The organism is Streptacidiphilus jeojiensis (assembly GCF_042510965.1).
GTDB lineage: Bacteria > Actinomycetota > Actinomycetes > Streptomycetales > Streptomycetaceae > Streptacidiphilus > Streptacidiphilus jeojiensis.
Genome location: NZ_JBEUKS010000011.1, coordinates 1 through 19,377 on the forward strand (window position 1 = coordinate 1; position 19,377 = coordinate 19,377).

Consider the following 19,377-nt stretch of genomic DNA (forward strand, 5'->3'; position numbering starts at 1 on the left):
GGTCATAGCGTGAGGGAAACGCCCGGTAACATCCCGAACCCGGAAGCTAAGCCTCACAGCGCCGATGGTACTGCAGGGGGGACCCTGTGGGAGAGTAGGACGCCGCCGAACAACCATTAACAGAAAGCCCCCTGACCACCGGTCAGGGGGCTTCCTGCATTCCCCGCCGGAAGCGGGCAGGGGAGGCCGGCCGCCGCAGATAGGGGCGGCAGTTGTGGGTGGCTTACATGGCGCCACCGATGCCGAATGGCACGCCCGTGGCTTGTTGCTGTTGCTCGGCTCCGCCTCGCGGGCCAACTACAGGGGGGAGCGGGGCCGGTCCTGGGCGCCGTTGCCGGGTGCGGGCGCGCAGAAACGATTCTGCGACAGGGCCTCGCGCGAACCGGGGTCGATTCCGGGACGCCGGGTCACTCGTGGTACGCCAGAATCGGGTCAAATAGGGCATTACGGCATGATCAAGTGACACCTTGTCCCGAAAGTGACCCCGGTTCAGTCCAAGGCCCGCTCGCACCTCGGCAGGAACGTTTCTGCACCACCCCGCACCCACCCTCCGCCCGGCAACGGACCCCAACCCGCCCCCGGCTCCTCGTAGTTGGCCGCGAGCGGAGCGAGCCACCTCAGCCACCAACACACCAACGCGCCCCACGGAAATGACGAACGAACACCGGGAGCGAACACGCACCGGCAACCCGGCCACAAGACGGGGGCTCGGCAGCAAAACAGACCCCGCCGTGAGCAGCCGCAGGCGTGTCGTTGTGCCCGCGACAGCCGCCAACAGCACGAGCGGGTCGTTGTCGAGGCCGAATCCGCTGTCCAGGAGGCGGTTGCCGACTGCGACATGGTCGAAGCCCAGCTCCTCCGCGCGGCGTGCGGCATGGAGCACGTCGGCTCCGTCGTCGATCGGCCAGCGCGGCTGAAGTGAGACGCCGAGGCGAAGCAGGGGCATGGGACGGCCTTCCGCGTTGGTTCGGTAGTGACTGGGCATCAGCCCGGCTGTGCTGTCGCCACGCTCCAACTGCCCTACTGCGCCCGTTCATTCCTCCAATCGACAGCGCTCAGCCCCCGTTACGCGGGGCTCGGGCGACGAGCAGAGGTTGGAAGAAGCCGGTGTCTTCCGGGAGTCGCCAGGTGATGTCCCGGAAGCCGGCATCTGCAACCGCTGCGGCGACCTCGTCCCGGGTCAGCGCCCAGGAGGTGGTGCGGCGGGTACGCACCGTCCAGTCCTCGGCCCCCGGGCCGTTGGGGTCGGCTGCAGGGTGCAGTTGGATGTGCTCCAGGTCGTACCGCTCTCCGTCCTCGTGCCAGTGCCAGAGCTGGAAACTGATGATGCGTCCCCTGGCGGTGTGGGCGACCTGGGGCGGTGTCGCTGAAGGGTGGTCGGTGCGGATCTGGTCGTAGCCCCGCATGCTGAGGAGCAGCAGGCCGTCCTCGCGCAACGCGGTTCGCATGGTGCGCAGAGCGGAGGCGATGTCGTCTCGGCTGAGCAGGTGCGCCAGCGCGTTGTCCGCGCAGACGACGGCGTCGAATCCGCCCGGGGTCACCGGCAGGTGGCGCATGTCCGCGGCTGCGGTCGGCAGAGTGAGGCCGCGTGAGCGGGCTTCCGCGCCGGCCCGCGCGGCGGCGCTCGGGCTGAGGTCGGTGCCGACCACTTGATGTCCCTGCGTCGCCAGGCCGATCGCCTGGGTGCCGATTCCGCAGGCGCAGTCCCAGATCTGCCGCGGTTGGTCGCCCAGTTCGGCACGGAGTATCCGGTCCAGCGCGACGCCTTGGCGCTGCACACTCGCATCCCAGTCGCCGTACAGGAAGTGGTAGTCGTCGGCGAGTTCGTCGTAGAAGGTCCGCACGGTACGGAGATCGGTCATTGGACGACGCTACGCCGCGGGATCGAATGTCTGCAGCTGGGTTTCCACGGTGGGGGATCTCCGGCGACATGATCGATCCTCTCGGTCGCGGGAGCCGGCCCGGACTAGGGTTTCCCGCAGGCTTTGATTCGGCCTCAGCAGGTTCGGCCGGCCGTTGGCCGTCGAGGAGCGGGAGTTTCCATGTCCAGGCGAGTGACCAGCGCGTTCACCATCGACAGCTGGGAGGGGCAGCCGGGGGACTGGCACGGGGCGCAGTTGCAGCGTACCCAGGCTGCGAAGACGTTCACCGGTGAGCTGTCCGGGAGCAGCGCGCTGGAGGCGGTGATGCTCGGTGTTGGGGAGGACGTCTCGGCGTACGTCGCGGTGGAGCGGCTGGAGGTCGGGTTCGACGGGTTGAAGGGAAGCTTCTGCCTGCTGCACTCGGCGATGGCCAACGGCGACGACAACACCATGCGGCTGACGATCCTGCCGGGTTCCGGGACCGGTGATCTGGTGGGCCTGTCCGGCACCGCCGAGATCCTGCCGGGACACGGGTTCGCCCTGGTGTACGAGCTCGGCGGCGAGGACGCCGGCGAGGACGCCGGCGAGGCTGCGTCGCGCGTCGTGTGAGAGTCGGCACGCCTGCCCGGAATGCCGTCTCTGTTCCCTCAGAGCTGCCTAGGCTGTGGACTATGAGTACACATTTTGACGTCGTGGTTCTCGGTGCCGGCCCCGGCGGCTACACCGCCGCTGTCCGCTCGGCCCAGCTGGGCAAGCGGGTGGCGGTCATCGAGGAGAAGTACTGGGGCGGCGTATGCCTCAACGTGGGCTGCATCCCCTCCAAGGCGCTGCTGCGGAACGCCGAGCTGGCGCACGTCTTCACGCAGGAGGCCAAGACCTTCGGCATCAAGGTCGAGGGCACCGTCACCTTCGACTACCGCGAGGCGTACCTCCGCAGCCGCAAGGTCGCCGATGGGCGGGTCGCCGGCGTGCACTACCTGATGAAGAAGAACGGCATCACCGAGTACGACGGCCGCGGCACCTTCACCGACGACCACACCCTGCAGGTGGCGCTGCGGGCGGGTGGCACCGAGACGGTGACCTTCGACCACTGCATCATCGCCGCGGGTGCGACCACGCGTCTGCTGCCGGGCACCTCGCTGAGCGACCGGGTCGTCACCTACGAGGAGCAGATCCTCACCGACGCCCTCCCCGAGAGCATCGTGATCGCGGGTGCCGGCGCCATCGGGGTCGAGTTCGCCTATGTGCTGCACAACTACGGTGTGAAGGTGACCATCGTCGAGTTCCTCGACCGGATGGTGCCGCTGGAGGACGCCGAGGTCTCGGCCGAGCTTGCCAAGCGCTACCGCCGTCTGGGCATCGACGTGCTGACCTCCACCCGGGTGGAGTCGATCGACGACAGCGACCCCGCCGCCAAGGTGCGGGTCACCGTCAGCAAGAACGGGCAGCAGCAGGTCCTGGAGGCGGACAAGGTCCTGCAGGCGATCGGCTTCGCGCCGCGGGTGACCGGATACGGCCTGGAGAGCACCGGCGTCGGGCTGACCGAGCGCGGTGCCATCGACGTGGACGGGCGCGGTCGCACCAACGTGCCGCACATCTACGCGATCGGTGATGTCACCGCCAAGCTGATGCTGGCGCACGCCGCCGAGACGATGGCCGTGATCGCGGCCGAGACGATCGCCGGTGCGGAGACCATGGAGATCGACTTCGTCATGGTGCCCCGGGCGACCTACTGCCAGCCGCAGATCGCCAGCTTCGGCTGGACCGAGGCGCAGGCGCGCGAGCAGGGGCACGACGTCAAGGTGGTGAAGTTCCCCTTCACGGCCAACGGCAAGGCGCACGGTCTCGGGGACCCGGTCGGCTTCGTCAAGGTGATCAGCGACGGGAAGTACGGCGAACTGCTGGGCGCGCACCTGATCGGGCCCGAGGTGACCGAGCTGCTCCCGGAGCTGACGCTGGCGCAGCAGTGGGACTTGACGGTGCACGAGGTCGCGCGCAATGTCCACGCCCACCCGACGCTGGGCGAGGCGGTCAAGGAGGCGATCCACGGTCTCGCCGGGCACATGATCAATATGTGACGGCTCGGCCCGTTCGCCTTGCCACCTGTTACTCGCGCGAGTAATTTTTGACTCGTGCGAGTAACGAGTGGCGGCTCCGGGCAGGATGCGCCACCGTCGCGGTCCTTGGCCGCGACGGCGCGCAGGGCGCAGATCGTGGCGGCGACGATCGAGGTCATCGCCGAGGAGGGGTACGCCCGGGCGACCTTCAGTCGGATCGCCCAGCAGGCCGGCCTCTCCAGCACCCGGTTGATCTCGTACCACTTCGGCAGCCGCGACGAGCTCATGGAACAGGTCCTGGTCGAGGTGGGGACCGGCGCCCAGCGGACGATCGGCGAACAGGTGGCGGCCGAGACGACCGCGACCGGCCGGCTGCACGCCCGGATCGAGGCCCAGCTCCGCTGGATCGCCGCCTACCCCGGTCAGGTGCGGGCCCTCTACGAGATCTCGATGAACGCCCGGGACGACGAGGGAGGGCTGCGCTACGGACCCGAGGCCTCGGCCGAGGCCAACCTCACCGAACTCGAGCCGATTCTGACTGCTGGTCAGCAGAGTGGCGAGTTCCGCGAGTTCGACGTCCGGCTGATGGGGCTGACGATCAAGTCCGGGATCGACGCGGCGATCGCCCGGATGTTCCAGCCGGCGGGGCTGACCGTCGACGAGTGCGTACGGGAGATCACCACCTGGGTCGGGCTGGCCACTAGGAGGCTGCCATGACACCGTCCGCCGCCGCACCCGCCCGCCCGGCCCGCCCCAGCGGACGGCGCACGGTCCTGGTCCTGCTGGCCGACGTGGCGCTCCCCATCGGTGCCTTCTACGGTCTGCGGGCCGCCGGGCTGAGCACCTACGCCGCGCTGATCGTCTCCACGCTGGTCCCGCTCCTCAGCGCCCTGCTCCAGTACCGTCGCGAACGCCGGCTGGACGGTATGGCCGCCTATGTCGCCGCCGTGATGCTGCTGGCCCTGGCGGCGTCGCTGGTCAGCGGCAGCACCCGGTTCATGCTGGCCAAGGACGGCTGGGTGACCGGCGTTGCCGGGCTGTGGTTCCTCTGGACGGTGCGGACGAGCCGCCCGCTGGCCTTCGTGGGGGCGCGGCCGCTGCTGGAGGGCAGGTTCCGCTCCGACGGCACCTCCTGGGACGTGCTCTGGCAGGACTCCGCACGGTTCCGGCGGATCTGGCGGGTCTCGACCGCGATCTGGGGCGTGGCCATGATCCTGGACGGCGCGGTGCGGGTGCTGATGGCCTACACGCTGCCGGTGGACGTCGTGCCCGGTCTCGGCGGGCTGCTGTGGCCAGTCACCCTGGTGCTGCTGCAGGTCGTCAACGGCGTGTACTACGAGGTGGCCGGCCTGTGGCGGATCACCCGTTCCAGTCCCAGTGCGTAGAAGGCCAGCCCGGCGACCAGGCCCCAGAACGGGGATCCGATGCCGAGCGCGGAGACTCCGGACGCGGTGACCACGAAGGTGACCACAGCCGCCTCGCGTCCCTTCTCCTCGGCGACCGCCGCACCCAGGGCCGAGCCGAGGGTGCCCAGCAGGGCGAGCCCGGCGACCGTCTCGATCAGCAGCGGGGGAGCGGCGACCAGCAGTGCCGTGGACACGCCGGCGCTGAGGCCGAGCACGATGTAGAGCGCGCCGGCGGTCACCGAGGCGATCCAGCGGCGCGACCGGTCCGGATGGGCGTCGGGTCCGGCGGCCAGGGCCGCGGTGATGGCGGCGAGATTCACCATGTAGGCGCCGCCGACGGATCCGGCTGCCGTCGCCAGCCCGCTGCCCAGCAGCGCGGTCCGGAACGGCGGCCGGTAGCCGAAGTGGGTCAGTACGGCCAGGCCGGGTACGTTCTGCGCGGCCATGGTGATCACGTACAGCGGCAGCGCGATCCCGGCCACGGCGCCGAGGTGGAAGGCCGGTGCGGTGAACGTGAGTGACGGCAGCAGCCCCGCTCCTGCCATGGACAGACCGGCCGGGCGCAGCACCAGCACGACGACGGTGGCGACCAGCGCGCCCGGAGTGGCCCAGCGCCGGGCGAACCTGGTGAGCAGGGCCCAGACGGCGATGACCGGCAGGGCGAGGGCGGGGAGCTTCACGGCCGCATGGACCGGTGCCAGGCACAGCGGCAGCAGCACGCCGGCCAGCAGCGCGGTCGCCAGCGGCCCGGGTATCGCGGCGATCAGACGCCCCAGCGGGGCCCACAGCCCGGTGAGGGCGATCAGCAGTCCGCTGATCAGGAACGCGCCGACGGCCGCGGGATAGCCGCCGGTCTGGAGCCCGGCACTGATGAGCAGCGCGGCCCCGGGTGTGGACCAGGCGAAACTCAGCGGCTGCCGGTAGCGCAGCCCCAGCACGACGGCCAGGCCGCCCATCGCCACACAGAGCAGCAGCAGCCCGGACTCGGCCTGGTCCCGATCGGCCCCGACGCTGCGCAGCCCGGTCAGGACCACCACGAACGAGCTGGCGAAGCCCACCACGGCGGTGACCAGGCCCGCGCTCAACGGCCTGCCCAGGTCCTCCACGCGCTTCATCGATCTCCCTCGTCCCCTGGCGTTCCGTTTATGGAACGATAGGCCATCCGGGATACTGGGCGCCATGGTCGAGCGGAGCGCTGCCGAGGAGCAGGACGCGCAGGGAAACCGGTGGACGGCGGAGGCCGCCGCCGGGACCGGGCTGCTCATCCGTCGGCTCAGGGGCGAACGCGGCCTGAGCCTCTCGGAGTTGGCCCGTCGGGCCGGTATCGGCAAGGCCACGCTCTCCGGGCTGGAGACCGGGACGCGCAACCCGACGGCCGAGACCCTCTACGCCATCGCCGGTCAGCTGGGCGTGCCGCTCGCCGCGCTGCTCTCCGCGCCGGAGGCGGCCCCCACGGTCGAGGGCGAGGCGGTGAGCGCGAAGCTGCTCGAGGTGTTCCGCGACGGCGCGGTCAGCACCGAGCTCTACCGGTTGACCATCCGGCCCGGCGCGGTCCAGGTCTCCCCGGCCCATGCGCCGGGTGTGGTCGAGTACCTCACCGTGTTCTCCGGGACGGCCAGGGTGGGACCGGTCGCCGCGCCGCAGGTGGTGGCCACGGGGGAGCACGCGTCCTGGGTGTCCGACGGCCCGCACAGCTACGCCGCGATCGGCGACGTCCCGGTCGAGGCCAGCCTGCTGATCCGACACCCGCTCACCGGTTGAGCGAAGCGCCGGCCACGCCGGAGCGGCGTCCGGGCGACCCCCGGGTGACGTCCGGGCGACACCCCGGGGGGCGGCGGCGGCGCCCCGCGCGGACCACCCCGACCTGCGAGCTGTCGGTGGCGGCGGCTACGGTGAGGCAGCAACGGGGAAAGGGCACCCACCATGCAGAACCTCACCCTGTCCTGGCAGTCCGCCGGGGCGGTCGGTGCCGCGGTGTACGCGGCGTCCGTGCTGACGCGCCGCTCGGGCCGGGTCGGTGCCGGGCTGGTGCTGCGTGAGGCCGCGACGGTGATCGGCCTGTTCGCGCTCTGGCAGTTCGCCGGGCAGCTCAGCGTCATGGGCACGCAGGACGCGGTGACGCGCGGCGAGTGGATCTGGAACACCGAGCGGACGATCGGCCTGCCCAGCGAGTACACCCTGCAGCACTGGGTGCTTCCGCACCCCTGGCTGGTCCAGGGGGCCAACTACTACTACGCGACCATGCACTTCGGCGCCATGGTCGCCCTGCTGGCCTGGGTGTTCCTGCGTCATCGGGAGTCCTACACCTGGGTGCGGACGACCCTGATCCTGGTCACCGCCGCCTCGCTGGCGGTGCAGCTGGTACCGGTGGCGCCGCCGCGGCTGCTGCCGGGCGGCGGGATGGTGGACACGGCCCTGGTCTACGGGCAGTCGGTGTACGGGACCACGGTCGCCGGGCTGCAGGCGGACTCCTACTCCGCCATGCCCTCGGTGCACGTCGCCTGGTGCGTCATGGTCGCGGTCGCCGTGGTGCGGATCAGCCCCAGCCGCTGGCGCTGGCTGATCGTCGCCCACCCGGTGATCACCGTGGCCGTGGTGGTGGTGACGGCCAACCACTTCTGGCTCGACGGAGTGGCCGCGGTGGTCCTGCTGCTGCTCTCCTACCTGGTGCAGTGGCTGGCGCGACGGCTGCTGGGCCGCCGGGACGGCGACGGCGAGGGCCGACCGCCCCGAAAGGTGGCCGACCCCCGTACCGTCAGCGAGCCGGTGGGCTGAGGCCGGCTGCTGCGCCCCCCGGTGCGCGCCGTGCGGTCAGCGGACCGGGAGGGACACCCGGCCCCAGGCTCCGCCGGCGAGTGCCGAGGTCGCGCTGTACCAGGCGAGCAGTCCGGCCGCGGCCGCCACCCAGCCGGCGGCCTTCCCCACCGTTTCGTTTCCGCCCAGCGTGCTGACGGCGAGCAGGACCAGGGCGACGGTGAACAGGGCGTAGACCCCGCGCACCAGGTCGCCGCCGGACCAGTGGGCGAGGGTCAGGGTCAGTGCCAGCAGGGCCCAGAGCAGCAGGAAGAGTCCGGTCGCGTCCTTTCCTGCCGGTGCGGCCTGGGCCCAGGTGACCCAGAAGGCACCGAGCGCGAGGAACGCGGTGCCGGTGGCCGCGCTGCCGCCGCGGAACTCCAGCAGGCCGGAGACGAAGAGGGTGACACCGCCGACGAACAGCGCCAGGCTGCCGGCGTCCTTGACGCCGGCGCCGTTGAGGACGCCGGTGCTGAGCAGGCCGAAGGCGAGGAGGGTGAGGCCGAGGGCGAGGTAGCCGAGCGGAGCGGCTGCCGATCCGAGGGAGGCGGGCGCGGGGGAGGCGGTGCGGTTCTGTGCCACCGCGGCTTCGTTGCTCACGGGGGCTCCTTTCGACTGGTACCAGGGTGGGTTGGAGGGCGTGCCTGCTGTGCGCGCTGCGTAGTCGGGCGCCGTTGCCCGCCTCGCTCGATACCGCGCTGACGAGGTCGATCGGAGTTTTCCTGACAGTCGATCAGTACCCGTATGTGATGGCCAATCAACCCAACGTAATCAAGCATTTATCGGAGAACGCCGGACAGTGCATCCGAGTGGCTGCTAAAGGAACCGAGAACCGCTGCGGGCAGCGTCAACGCACCGTCAGTCCGTAGCTCCCCGCGGTCCGTCCGGTCACCCGCCAGCCACCGCTCGCCCTGGTGACCTCCACGCCGGTCACCCCGACGGGCTGCACGGCGGGCTTCGCGCTCCCCGGGAACCACACGTCGAGGGAGCCCTTGCCGCTGCCGGCCAGCAGCAGGCTGCCGCCGTCCACCCGGAGCTGCGTCAACTGCCCTGGTGCGGCGCGTGGATAGGGCCGGTCCAGGATCGCGGTGACCGACGCCGCCACTGGCAGGACCTTCCCGGTCGCGCAGTCGACCCGGACCACGTTCCCCGCGGTCGCCGCCGCGGGATCGCTCTGCGGATCACCGCAGGCCTGCTTCCAGACCCAGACGGCGTCGCCCAGCTGCTGGGCGTCGGCGGCCCGGACGAAACGTTCCTGCTTCGCGGTGTCGGTGGAGCTGTCGGTGGAGCCGTCCCCGAACCAACCCCACTCGCCGATCCACAGCGGCATTCCGTAAGCGTCCGCCTGCTGCCCGGCCAGGGTGAAGCCCTGCTCGATCGAGACCAGGGTGATCCCGCTGCCCTGGTCCATGGTGATCGACTCGTTGTAGAGGTGCGGGGCGAAGACCAGGTACGGGTCGTCGGAGAAGCCCTGCGGCGGTGCGGCGTCGAAGCCCAGACCCGACCAGAGCACGCTCGGCTCGATGAACACCAGGTGCGGGAAGCCGCCCGACTCCTGGGCGCGGATCTCCTTCACCGCCCGCTGGTAGTAGGCGCCCAGCAGCACCGACGAGGTCACCGGGGCGTCGTCGCCGAAGCCGGGCTCGTTGAGCAGGCCGTAGCCCGCCACCGCCGGATCGTCCTTGAAGGTCCGCGCCAGCAGGCTCCAGGTGCGCACCAACTCGCCCTGGATGCCGTCGACATCGTGGTAGAAGTTGGTGAAAGCCGCAGCCACCGCAGGCGCGATGTCGCGTCCGGTGAACTGGCACGGTGAAGCGCCGTCGGTCAGCGTGGCCCACTGCGGCGCGCCGTCGTAGCCGAGCAGCGGATCGGTGCCGGACGGGCAGACCGTCCCGGGCGGAGCGCCGATGTAGCGGCTCCAGGCGTCCTGGTGCATGTCGATGTCGGTGTACATCCCGTGCGCCGCGGCCATCGCCACGGCCTGCTGGATGCGCTTCAGGTAGCCGGTGTCCCAGTGGCCGCGCTGCGGTTCCAGCAGTGACCAGGAGACGCTCAGCCGGACCACGTCGAAGCCCATCGCCGCCATCGCGGCGAAGTCGGCGTCGGTGAGCGGCTGCACGGTCGGCCTGCCCGAGCTGCCGGGTGCGTAGTCGACGAGCTGGTTGACGTTGACGCCGCGCAGCAGGACCTGGCGTCCTTCGGCGTCCACGATCCGGGCGGGCGTGGTCCCCTTCGCCTGACGTACGGTCAGGGCCGGCAGCGGCTGACCCGCGGTGGCCGCCGCGGCGGCGGTGAGGACCGGTGTGGTGGTCGCCTCGGCGGGGGTCACCACCGACAGGCTCCAGGACGCCAGCGCGAGCACCACCGCCGAGGTGAGGACCGTCACCACCCGCCTGCGGGCCATCACGTCCAGCGCCCGGCTGAGCAGCAGCAGCGTCGGCAGCACGCCCCAGCCGAACGCCAGGCCCAGCGAGAGCCCGGCGCCGACCCGCACCGCCAGCTGCGGTGCGACCAGCCAGCCGGTCGGCAGCGCCAGGGCGGTCTGCACCAGCCCGGCCGCCGCGCCGCCGCCCATCGCCGCCAGCCAGCCGCCGAGCAGCAGCCGGGTCGGCCGCGCATAGCCGAAGTGCCGGGACGAGCGCACCAGCAGCACGGCCGAGACCACGGCGGCGACCACCAGTTCCACCGCGAAGCGGCCCGGGCCCAGCGGGAGCGACCGCAGTGTCAGCCGCTCCCCGTAGAACGCCCCGACCGGGGAGCCCTCCCAGAGCATCGTCCCCACCAGCGGTCCGATCAGGGCGAGCGGCAGTGCGGTGCCGGTCAGCGACCAGCGCCAGCCGAAGCCGGTGTTCCTGGCCCCGGCGCGGGCGAAGAGCAGTGCGGCCAGTCCCGGCAGCCAGCCCACCAGCAGGGCCTGCTCGGCCGTGAGTCCGGAGGTCCACAGCGCCACCCGGGCGCCCTCCCGGGTCGGTACCTCGACCAGCAGTTGCAGCCCCCGGGCCAGTCCGGCGGCCAGTGCGGTGGTGCCCCAGACGCGCAGCAGGGTCCGCCACCGCCCGGCGCCCTCGCCGACGGTGACGGCGGCCGTCCAGCCGGTGACGGCGGCGGCCACCGGCAGGAACACCACCAGCCCGGTGAGGGACCACGGACCGTGCATCGGGCCGATCTCCAGCTGGGCCCGGGGCACCAGGGCGAGCAGCCCGGTCGGGTCGAGCAGGGCTTCGGCCGCGCACACTCCGAGCAGGACCAGGGCGGCGCAGACACCGGCCGTGGCACGGCGGGACCGGGAGACGGCGGGGCGGTCGGATCGGGGCACCGCATGATCGTAGGGAAGCGCCCCCGCCCGCACCAGGGGTCACACAAACCCCACCCAACCTGCCGGTACGCGCCGCCGGCCGGCTGGTACGCGCTGTCAGGGAGTGGGTACCCGCAGTGCCAGGATGGCCATGTCGTCGGAGGCGGGCTCCGGGGCGAACCGTTCCACCGCCCGCAGCACCCGGGCCGCCACCGCGCCCGCGGTCAGACCGGTGCAGCCGGACAGCACCTCGGCCAGCCCGTCGTCGCCCAGCATCCGGGAGCCCTCGCGGCGCTCGGTGATGCCGTCGGTGACGCACAGCAGCACGTCGCCCGGGTCGAGGACGAAGGTTTCCTCGACCAGTTCCAGGTCCTCGATGACGCCGAGCAGCGGCTGCGGCTCGGCCGCGGCCGAGACCGTCCCGTCCTGCTTCAGCCGCAGCGGCAGCGGATGGCCGGCGCAGACCGACCTGAGCTCGACGGTGCCGTCCTGACGGGGCGTCATCTCCCCGTACAGCAGCGTCAGGAAGCGGCTGCGGGCGCCCTCGTCCAGGATCGCCGCGTTCAGCCGCTTCAGCACCTCGGGTGCGGACAGCCCCTCCCGGGCCAGCAGCCGCAGCGAGTGCCGCGCCAGTCCGGTCACCGAGGCGGCCTCGGGTCCGGTGCCGCAGACGTCCCCGATGGCGAAGCCGTACGTGCCCTCGCGGATGGTGAAGACGTCGTAGAAGTCGCCGCCGACCTCGTTGCCCTCGCCCGCGGCGCGGTAGATGACCTCGACCTCGACCCCGGGGATCTTCGGCAGGTCCGGCGGCAGCAGGCTGCGCTGCAGCGCCCTGCTGATCGCGGTGCGCTCGGAGTACAGCCGGGCGTTGTCCAGCGCCAGCGCGGCCCTGCGGGAGAGGTCCTCGGCGAGCTCCAGGATCTCCCGGCGGAACTTCTCGTCGGCGGCCTTGCCCAGGGTCAGCATCCCGATCACCCGGTTCCGCGCCACCAGCGGCAGCACCACGGTCTCCCCGCCCACCGTCGCCGCCGTCGCCAGCGCCGTGGCCGGGCCGGAACCGGGGGTGGGCCGGGTGGTTCCGCCGCGGCCCAGGCTGCGCAGCGAGACCCGCATCGCCGCGTCATGGGCCTCCTCGGCGGGGGCGCGCCAGTCGCGGGCACCGGGCAGGTTCAGCGGTTCCGGCGGGGGGATCCGGGCCAGCAGCTCCCGCAGCCCGTCGATCTGGTCCTCGTCCTCGTGCAGCACGAACGCCAGCTCCGGCGAGGAGTGCTCGGAGATGGTGTAGACGGCGCACCAGGCGGCCAGCGTCGGCACGGTCATCTGGGCCATCAGCGCCAGCGTCTGGTCCCGTTCCAGCGTCCCCGCGAGCAGGTCCGACGCCTCCACCAGGAACGACAGCGAGCCCCTGCGCAGCCGTTCCAGCTCGGTCAGCCGGGCGCTCTCCACCGCCAGGGCGATCCGGTCGGCGGCGAACTGCAGCCGCAGCGCGTCCTCGTTGCGGTACTGCCCGGTGGCCTGGGCCGCGACGCCCAGCGAACCGGTGAGCCGGCCCTCCACCTTCAGCGGCACGGTCACCACCGAGCGCAGCCCGGTCCCGGTCAGCAGCGGGACCGCTCCCTGCTGGTCGGTGAGGTCGTCGTGGACGGCGGGCAGCCGGGCCGAGCCGTAGCGTCCCGCGCCGGCCTCGACCGGCACCCGGGCGAAACGCTGCCGTCCGGACGGCAGGCCGCAGCTGGCCCGTACCTCCAGCTCGGTCTCGTCGTCGGTGGCCAGCAGCAGGTAGGCGGCGTCCCCGTCCAGCATGTCCCTGGCCCGCTCGACGGTCCGCTGCAGCAGTCCGTCCAGGTCGTCGGGGGCGGGCGAGCCGATGAAGGCGTCGAAGGAGGTCGGACTGCCGGCGCTGTCGTGCTGGGCGCCGCCGGCGATGCCGTCCAGCGGCTGGCCGCGGAACGGGGACTGCAGCACGGCCCGCTCCAGGTCGCGGACCAGCAGGCAGACCGTGGAGGCCACGCCCTCGCTGTCGCGGACCCGCAGATGCGATCCGTACACCGGGATGGTCCGGCCGTCGCCGCAGCGCACCCCGTAGCTGCCCTCCCAGCGGGAGAGCCGCAGCGCCTCCTCCAGGCCGAGGCCGGTGCCGGGAGTCTGCGGCCAGGCCGCGAAACCGCTGAGCGGCTTGCCCAGCACCTCGGCCGCGGGCAGCGAGAACAGCTGCTCGGCGTCCTGGTTCCAGCCGGTCACCACGCCCTCGGAGTCCACCCGCACCACGGCGACCAGTACCGCGGAGTCGGCTGCGGGCAGCAGCCGGTCCGGCACCTGCGGGCCGGCGAAGCGGGTGCCGGCGGCCCGGGCCGGGAGGTCGAGCCGGAACCACACCCGCTTGCGGGTCGGCGTGTAGTCAACCCCCCAGCGGGTCGCAAGGGCGGCGCACAGCAGCAGACCGCGCCCTCCCTCGCGCTCCAGTTCCGCCGGGCCGACCTCGAACGCCGGATCCTCGCCAGGGGCGCCCGCGCCGTTGGTGTAGGTGCCGTCGTAGAGCGGCACGGTGCGCTTGGGATAGCGGTCGGCGACCTCGATCCTGATGCCCGCCTCGTCCCGCAGACAGGTCACCTCGGCCGCCGTCCCGGCGTGCACCACGGCATTGGTCACCAGTTCGCTGACCAGCACCACCGCGTCGTCCACGACCTCGGAGAAGCCCCACCCCTGCAGGGTGTCGCGGACGAATCCGCGCGCGGACGCCACGGAGCGGCCTACCGGCTCGAACGTGGCGGCTGCCCGCGCGGTGACCACGAGGTGACTCCTCTGCTCTGTGCTGGGGACAACGGCCCTCAGGCCGCAAGGTTACTTTTTTTGACTGTCGCTCCGTGCCCGATCGGCAAGCCGATACCCCGCGCCACCCCTCACGCAACCCCCGATGGTCGCTAGATTGTGGGTACAGGACAGGCGTCTTCGCCCGCACCCGCCCCGGACAACGTACCGGGCCCGGCGGATGTGAGGTGTGGCACGGTGCCGGTCGGCAACTCTGGAGGGACCCCGGTGGAATCTGGCAGGGCGACAGCAACGGCAGCGGCCCGTGGCGGCAGGAGCCGCCGGAACCGGGGCGCCGACGCGGCGGACCTGCGCAAGCTGCTCGCCGCGCTGACGGCCATGCGCGACGGCAACTTCCGCAGAAGGATGACCGTCCCAGGCGACTCGGTGATGGCGGAGGTCGCCGCGGTCTTCAACGAGATCGCCGAGCGCAACCAGCACCTGACCGGTGAGCTGGCCCGGGTCCGCCGGGCGGTCGGACGCGAGGGCCGGCTCTCCGAACGGCTCGAAGTCGGCGCCGGTGAGGGCGCCTGGGGCGCGGCGGTGGACAACTGCAACGCCCTGATCGACGACCTGGCCCGGCCGATGGCCGAGGTCGGCCGGGTGCTCGGCTCCATCGCCGAGGGCGACCTGGACCAGCGGATGGAGCTGCGCGCCATCGGCCCCGACGGCGGCACCCATCCGCTGCGCGGCGAGTTCCTCAAGGTCGGTCGCACCGTCAACGGCCTGGTGGCCTCGCTGTCGGAGTTCACCGACGAGGTGACCCGGGTGGCCATCGAGGTCGGCACCGAGGGAAAGCTCGGCGGCCAGGCCCGGGTCCGCGGGGTGTCCGGCAGTTGGAAGGACCTCACCGACTCGGTGAACATGATGGCCAGTCGGCTGACCGCGCAGGTGCGCGACATCGCCCTGGTCACCACGGCGGTCGCCAAGGGCGACCTGTCCAACAAGGTCACCGTCCATGTCGCGGGCGAGATGCTGGAGTTGAAGAACACCGTCAACACGATGGTGGACCAGCTGTCCTCTTTCGCCTCCGAGGTCACCAGGGTGGCCCGCGAGGTCGGCACCGAGGGCCGGCTCGGCGGGCAGGCCACCGTCCCGGGCGTGGCCGGGACCTGGAAGGACCTGACCGACAACGTCAACCTGATGGCGACCAACCTGACCGTGCAGGTCCGCAACATCGCCCAGGTGACCACGGCGGTGGCCCGCGGTGACCTGTCGCAGACCATCGAGGTCGACGCCCGCGGCGAGATCATGGAGTTGAAGAACACCATCAACACCATGGTCGACCAGCTCTCCGGCTTCGCCGAGCAGGTGACCCGGGTGGCCCGCGAGGTGGGCACCGACGGCATCCTCGGCGGCCAGGCGATGGTCCCCGGCGCCGCCGGGGTCTGGCGGGACCTCACCGAGAACGTCAACTCGATGGCCGGGAACCTGACCGGCCAGGTCCGCAACATCGCCCAGGTGGCGACCGCGGTGGCCAAGGGCGACCTGTCGCAGAAGATCACGGTCGACGCCCGCGGCGAGATCCTGGAGCTGAAGACCACCCTGAACACCATGGTCGACCAGCTGTCGGCGTTCGCCGACGAGGTCACCCGGGTGGCCCGCGAGGTGGGCACCGAGGGGACGCTGGGCGGCCAGGCCACCGTCCCCGGGGTCTCCGGGACCTGGAAGGACCTGACCGACAACGTCAACTTCATGGCCAACAACCTGACCGGGCAGGTCCGCAACATCGCCCAGGTCACCACGGCCGTGGCCAAGGGCGACCTGTCCAAGAAGATCACCGTCTCGGCCCGTGGCGAGATCCTGGAGCTGGTCACCACCGTCAACACCATGGTCGACCAGCTGTCGGTGTTCGCCGACGAGGTGACCCGGGTGGCCCGCGAGGTGGGCACCGAGGGCATCCTGGGCGGCCAGGCCCGGGTCAAGGGCGTCTCCGGGATCTGGAGCGACCTGGCCGACAACGTCAACTACATGGCCAGCAACCTGACCGGGCAGGTCCGCAACATCGCCCTGGTGGCCAAGGCGGTGGCCGGCGGCGACCTGTCCAAGAAGATCACCATCGAGGCCCAGGGCGAGGTCGCGGGCCTGGCCGACACCATGAACACCATGGTGGACCAGCTGTCGGCGTTCGCCGACGAGGTGACCCGCGTCGCCCGCGAGGTCGGCACCGACGGGACCCTGGGCGGGCAGGCCCGGGTGGCCGGTGTGGCCGGCATCTGGAAGGACCTGACCGACAACGTCAACCAGATGGCCAGCAACCTGACCGGCCAGGTCCGCAACATCGCCCTGGTGACCACCGCGGTGGCCAAGGGCGACCTGTCCAAGAAGATCGACGTGGACGCCCGTGGCGAGATCCTGGAGCTCAAGACCACCATCAACACCATGGTCGACCAGCTGTCGGCGTTCGCCGACGAGGTCACCCGCGTCGCCCGCGAGGTGGGCACCGACGGACGGCTGGGCGGCCAGGCCCGGGTGCCCGGCGTGGCCGGCACCTGGCAGGACCTCACCGAGTCGGTGAACGAGCTGGCCGGGAACCTGACCCGGCAGGTGCGCGCCATCGCCCAGGTCGCCACCGCGGTGACCAGGGGCGACCTCAGCCTGCGGATCGACGTGGACGCGTCCGGAGAGCTCGACGAGCTCAAGGACAACATCAACCAGATGATCGCCAACCTGCGCGAGACCACCCGCACCAACCAGGAGCAGGACTGGCTGAAGACCAACCTCGCCAGGATCTCCGGCCTGATGCAGGGCCGCCGCGACCTGGAGGCGGTGGCCTCGCTGATCATGAGCGAGCTCACCCCGGTGGTCTCGGCCCAGCACGGCGCCTTCTTCCTGGCCCAGCCGGGCAGCCGGCCGCCGGAGCTGGTCCCGGAGGACGAGGACGACGGCGACCTGATCCTGCGTCTGATCGGCTCCTACGGCTACCAGCGCCGGGCCATGCCGACCACCTTCAAGCCCGGCGAGTCGCTGATCGGGCAGGCAGCGGTGGAGAAGCGGCCGATCCTGCTGACCTCGGCCCCGCCCGGCTACCTCAAGATCGCCTCCGGGCTGGGCGAGGCCGCGCCGGTCAACGTCATCGTGATGCCGGTGCTGTTCGAGGGCCGGCTGCTGGGCATCATCGAACTGGCCTCGTTCAACGCCTTCAACAAGGTCAGCCTGGACTTCCTGGACCAGATCGCCGAGATGATCGGGGTCACCGTCAACACCATCTCGGTCAACACCAAGACCGAGGGGCTGCTGCTGGAGTCCCAGCGGCTCACCGCCGAACTCTCGATGCGGTCGGCCGAGTTGGAGGCGCGGCAGGAGGAACTGCAGCGCTCCAACGCCGAGTTGGAGGAGAAGGCCGAACTGCTGGCCACCCAGAACCGCGACATCGAGATCAAGAACTCGGAGATCGAGGAGGCGCGGCAGGTCCTGGAGGAGCGCGCGGAGCAGCTCGCACTCTCCTCGCGCTACAAGTCCGAGTTCCTGGCCAACATGTCGCACGAGCTGCGCACCCCGCTCAACTCGCTGCTGATCCTGGCCAAACTGCTCACCGACAACGCCGAGGGCAACCTCAGCCCCAAGCAGGTCGAGTTCGCCGAGACCATCCACGGCGCGGGTTCCGACCTGCTCCAGCTGATCAACGACATCCTGGACCTGTCCAAGGTCGAGGCCGGGAAGATGGACGTCCGCCCGGCCCGGATCGCCCTGGTCCAGCTGGTCGACTACGTCGAGGCGACGTTCCGTCCGCTCACCGCGGACAAGGGGCTGGACTTCGCGGTGCGGGTCTCGGCGGAACTGCCGGTGACCCTGCACACCGACGAGCAGCGGCTCCAGCAGGTGCTGCGCAACCTGCTGTCCAACGCGGTGAAGTTCACCGACTCCGGCGCCGTCGAGCTGCTGATCCAGCCCGCCGGCAGCGCCGCCGGACAGCACCCGATCCCGCAGCACATCCAGGAGCAGCTGCTGGAGACCGGAGCCATCAGCGACCCCGACGAGCCGCTGATCGCCTTCTCGGTCACCGACACCGGCATCGGCATCCCGCAGAACAAGCTCCGCGAGATCTTCGAGGCCTTCAAACAGGCGGACGGCACCACCAGCCGCAAGTACGGCGGCACCGGCCTCGGACTGTCCATCAGCCGGGAGATCGCCCGGCTGCTCGGCGGCGAGATCCACGCCGACAGCGAGTTGGAGCGCGGCAGCACCTTCACGCTGTTCCTCCCGCTGGACTCCGGGCAGGACACCCCCGGGGCCGTGGACGCGCATCCGTCCGACGTCTGGGGGCGGCACCTGGCGCCGGGCACCAGCCCGGCCCAGCTCTGGGCCGACGAGGTGCGCGAGGCGGCCCAGGAGCGCCGCCGCGAGGCCGCGGCGCTGGCGGCCGCGCTGCCGCGCCCGGCGGTGGAGCCGGCCCGCCCTTCGGCGCCGGCGTGGCAGAACGGGCAGGGGCTCAACGGTCAGGGCCCGGTCGTGCCGGAGGAGTTCCGGGACGAGGCCGCGGACCAGTCGGAGGAACTGCCGGTACCGGTGGACGGTTTCCTGCCGTCCGGTCCCTTCGGCGGCTACTTCGAGGGCGAGAAGGTGCTGATCGTCGACGACGACATCCGCAACGTCTTCGCGCTCACCAGCGTGCTGGAGCAGTACGGCCTGACGGTCCTCTACGCGGAGAACGGTCGCGAGGGCATCGAGGTGCTGGAGCAGCACGAGGACGTGGCGGTGGTGCTGATGGACATCATGATGCCGGAGATGGACGGCTACGCCACCACCGAGGCGATCCGCAGGATGCCCCAGTTCACCGGCCTGCCGATCATCGCGCTCACCGCCAAGGCGATGAAGGGCGACAAGGAGAAGAGTCTGGCCGCAGGGGCCTCGGACCACGTCACCAAGCCGGTGGACACCGACCATCTGCTCGCGGTCATGGAGCACTGGCTGCGCGCCAGGAGGTAGCGGGGGGCCGGTTCGGGGCCGGTGTCCAGCGGGTGCCCGCGCCAGCGAGCATCCGTCCAGGCGCACCGCCGTGGGCAGGGCTGTTCGTCTGCGGCACGGAACCGGCACGGAACCGCCACGGCCCGCGCAGATTCGACCGCGGGACCGGGGGCAGACGAGGGACACCGCGGCATCGGTGTGCCTCCGGCGCCCCTCGGACGCGCAGGCGTCGGATCTGCCCCCACTCG

13 protein-coding genes and 1 rRNA gene are annotated in these 19,377 nt (G+C 71.4%); 8 read left to right on the top strand and 6 right to left on the bottom strand.

The window, feature by feature from the left end; genetic code table 11:
• Window positions 1–111: ribosomal RNA gene (gene rrf / locus ABUW04_RS27550) — 5S ribosomal RNA — on the top strand; the annotation flags it as partial.
• A gap of 112 nt (window positions 112–223) precedes the next feature.
• On the opposite strand, the gene ABUW04_RS27555 is transcribed toward rrf, so the two are convergent.
• Together ABUW04_RS27555 and ABUW04_RS27560 are read right to left on the bottom strand one after the other, a co-directional pair.
• Entirely contained in the window at window positions 224–985 is a 762-nt protein-coding gene (locus ABUW04_RS27555) for an LLM class flavin-dependent oxidoreductase (RefSeq protein WP_380566985.1), read from the bottom strand.
• A gap of 70 nt (window positions 986–1,055) precedes the next feature.
• A complete protein-coding gene (locus tag ABUW04_RS27560) occupies window positions 1,056–1,862 on the bottom strand; it encodes a class I SAM-dependent methyltransferase (RefSeq protein ID WP_380566987.1) in 807 nt (268 codons plus the stop codon).
• A gap of 180 nt (window positions 1,863–2,042) precedes the next feature.
• Between ABUW04_RS27560 and ABUW04_RS27565 the strand changes: the two genes are divergently transcribed.
• From ABUW04_RS27565 to ABUW04_RS27580, 4 genes are all read left to right on the top strand, one after another.
• A complete protein-coding gene (locus tag ABUW04_RS27565; protein ID WP_380566989.1) occupies window positions 2,043–2,471 on the top strand; it encodes a DUF3224 domain-containing protein in 429 nt (142 codons plus the stop codon).
• Window positions 2,472–2,533: 62 nt separating this feature from the next.
• Window positions 2,534–3,940, top strand: coding sequence for a dihydrolipoyl dehydrogenase (gene lpdA / locus ABUW04_RS27570; protein WP_380566991.1), 1,407 nt, complete (start codon window positions 2,534–2,536; stop codon window positions 3,938–3,940).
• Between the two features lie 105 nt (window positions 3,941–4,045).
• Entirely contained in the window at window positions 4,046–4,636 is a 591-nt protein-coding gene (locus ABUW04_RS27575) for a TetR/AcrR family transcriptional regulator (protein ID WP_380566993.1), read from the top strand.
• Window positions 4,633–5,304 (top strand): VC0807 family protein, encoded by a 672-nt coding sequence (locus ABUW04_RS27580; RefSeq protein WP_380566995.1) that lies wholly within the window; start codon window positions 4,633–4,635, stop codon window positions 5,302–5,304. The genes ABUW04_RS27575 and ABUW04_RS27580 overlap by 4 nt, the downstream gene beginning before the upstream one ends.
• Here ABUW04_RS27580 and ABUW04_RS27585 read toward each other — a convergent pair.
• Window positions 5,253–6,440: a benzoate/H(+) symporter BenE family transporter gene (locus tag ABUW04_RS27585; protein WP_380566997.1), complete on the bottom strand. Its 1,188-nt coding sequence runs from the start codon at window positions 6,438–6,440 to the stop codon at window positions 5,253–5,255. The genes ABUW04_RS27580 and ABUW04_RS27585 overlap by 52 nt on opposite strands.
• A gap of 64 nt (window positions 6,441–6,504) precedes the next feature.
• Between ABUW04_RS27585 and ABUW04_RS27590 the strand changes: the two genes are divergently transcribed.
• A complete protein-coding gene (locus ABUW04_RS27590) occupies window positions 6,505–7,086 on the top strand; it encodes a helix-turn-helix domain-containing protein (protein ID WP_380566999.1) in 582 nt (193 codons plus the stop codon).
• Between the two features lie 162 nt (window positions 7,087–7,248).
• A complete protein-coding gene (locus ABUW04_RS27595) occupies window positions 7,249–8,100 on the top strand; it encodes a phosphatase PAP2 family protein (RefSeq protein ID WP_063757595.1) in 852 nt (283 codons plus the stop codon).
• Between the two features lie 36 nt (window positions 8,101–8,136).
• On the opposite strand, the gene ABUW04_RS27600 is transcribed toward ABUW04_RS27595, so the two are convergent.
• The 3 genes from ABUW04_RS27600 to ABUW04_RS27610 all read right to left on the bottom strand — a co-directional run bounded on the left by ABUW04_RS27600 (window position 8,137) and on the right by ABUW04_RS27610 (window position 14,203).
• A complete protein-coding gene (locus ABUW04_RS27600) occupies window positions 8,137–8,718 on the bottom strand; it encodes an acetate uptake transporter (protein ID WP_030259242.1) in 582 nt (193 codons plus the stop codon).
• Window positions 8,719–8,965: 247 nt separating this feature from the next.
• Window positions 8,966–11,434: a cellulase family glycosylhydrolase gene (locus ABUW04_RS27605; protein ID WP_380567001.1), complete on the bottom strand. Its 2,469-nt coding sequence runs from the start codon at window positions 11,432–11,434 to the stop codon at window positions 8,966–8,968.
• 96 nt (window positions 11,435–11,530) lie between these two features.
• Window positions 11,531–14,203 carry a SpoIIE family protein phosphatase gene (locus ABUW04_RS27610; protein WP_380567003.1) on the bottom strand — a complete coding sequence of 891 codons (2,673 nt, stop codon included), beginning with the start codon at window positions 14,201–14,203 and terminating at the stop codon, window positions 11,531–11,533.
• Window positions 14,204–14,449: 246 nt separating this feature from the next.
• Between ABUW04_RS27610 and ABUW04_RS27615 the strand changes: the two genes are divergently transcribed.
• On the top strand, window positions 14,450–19,150 hold the full coding sequence (locus tag ABUW04_RS27615; RefSeq protein ID WP_380567005.1) for a HAMP domain-containing protein: 4,701 nt from the start codon (window positions 14,450–14,452) through the stop codon (window positions 19,148–19,150).
• Window positions 19,151–19,377: the final 227 nt, after the last annotated feature.

Coding starts and splice junctions, on each gene's coding strand:
- ABUW04_RS27565 (WP_380566989.1), top strand. CDS start 2,043: ATGTCCAGGCGAGTGACCAGCGCGTTCACCATCGACAGCTGGGAGGGG.
- ABUW04_RS27580 (WP_380566995.1), top strand. CDS start 4,633: ATGACACCGTCCGCCGCCGCACCCGCCCGCCCGGCCCGCCCCAGCGGA.
- lpdA (WP_380566991.1), top strand. CDS start 2,534: ATGAGTACACATTTTGACGTCGTGGTTCTCGGTGCCGGCCCCGGCGGC.
- ABUW04_RS27590 (WP_380566999.1), top strand. CDS start 6,505: ATGGTCGAGCGGAGCGCTGCCGAGGAGCAGGACGCGCAGGGAAACCGG.
- ABUW04_RS27555 (WP_380566985.1), bottom strand. CDS start 985: ATGCCCAGTCACTACCGAACCAACGCGGAAGGCCGTCCCATGCCCCTG.
- ABUW04_RS27560 (WP_380566987.1), bottom strand. CDS start 1,862: ATGACCGATCTCCGTACCGTGCGGACCTTCTACGACGAACTCGCCGAC.
- ABUW04_RS27595 (WP_063757595.1), top strand. CDS start 7,249: ATGCAGAACCTCACCCTGTCCTGGCAGTCCGCCGGGGCGGTCGGTGCC.
- ABUW04_RS27585 (WP_380566997.1), bottom strand. CDS start 6,440: ATGAAGCGCGTGGAGGACCTGGGCAGGCCGTTGAGCGCGGGCCTGGTC.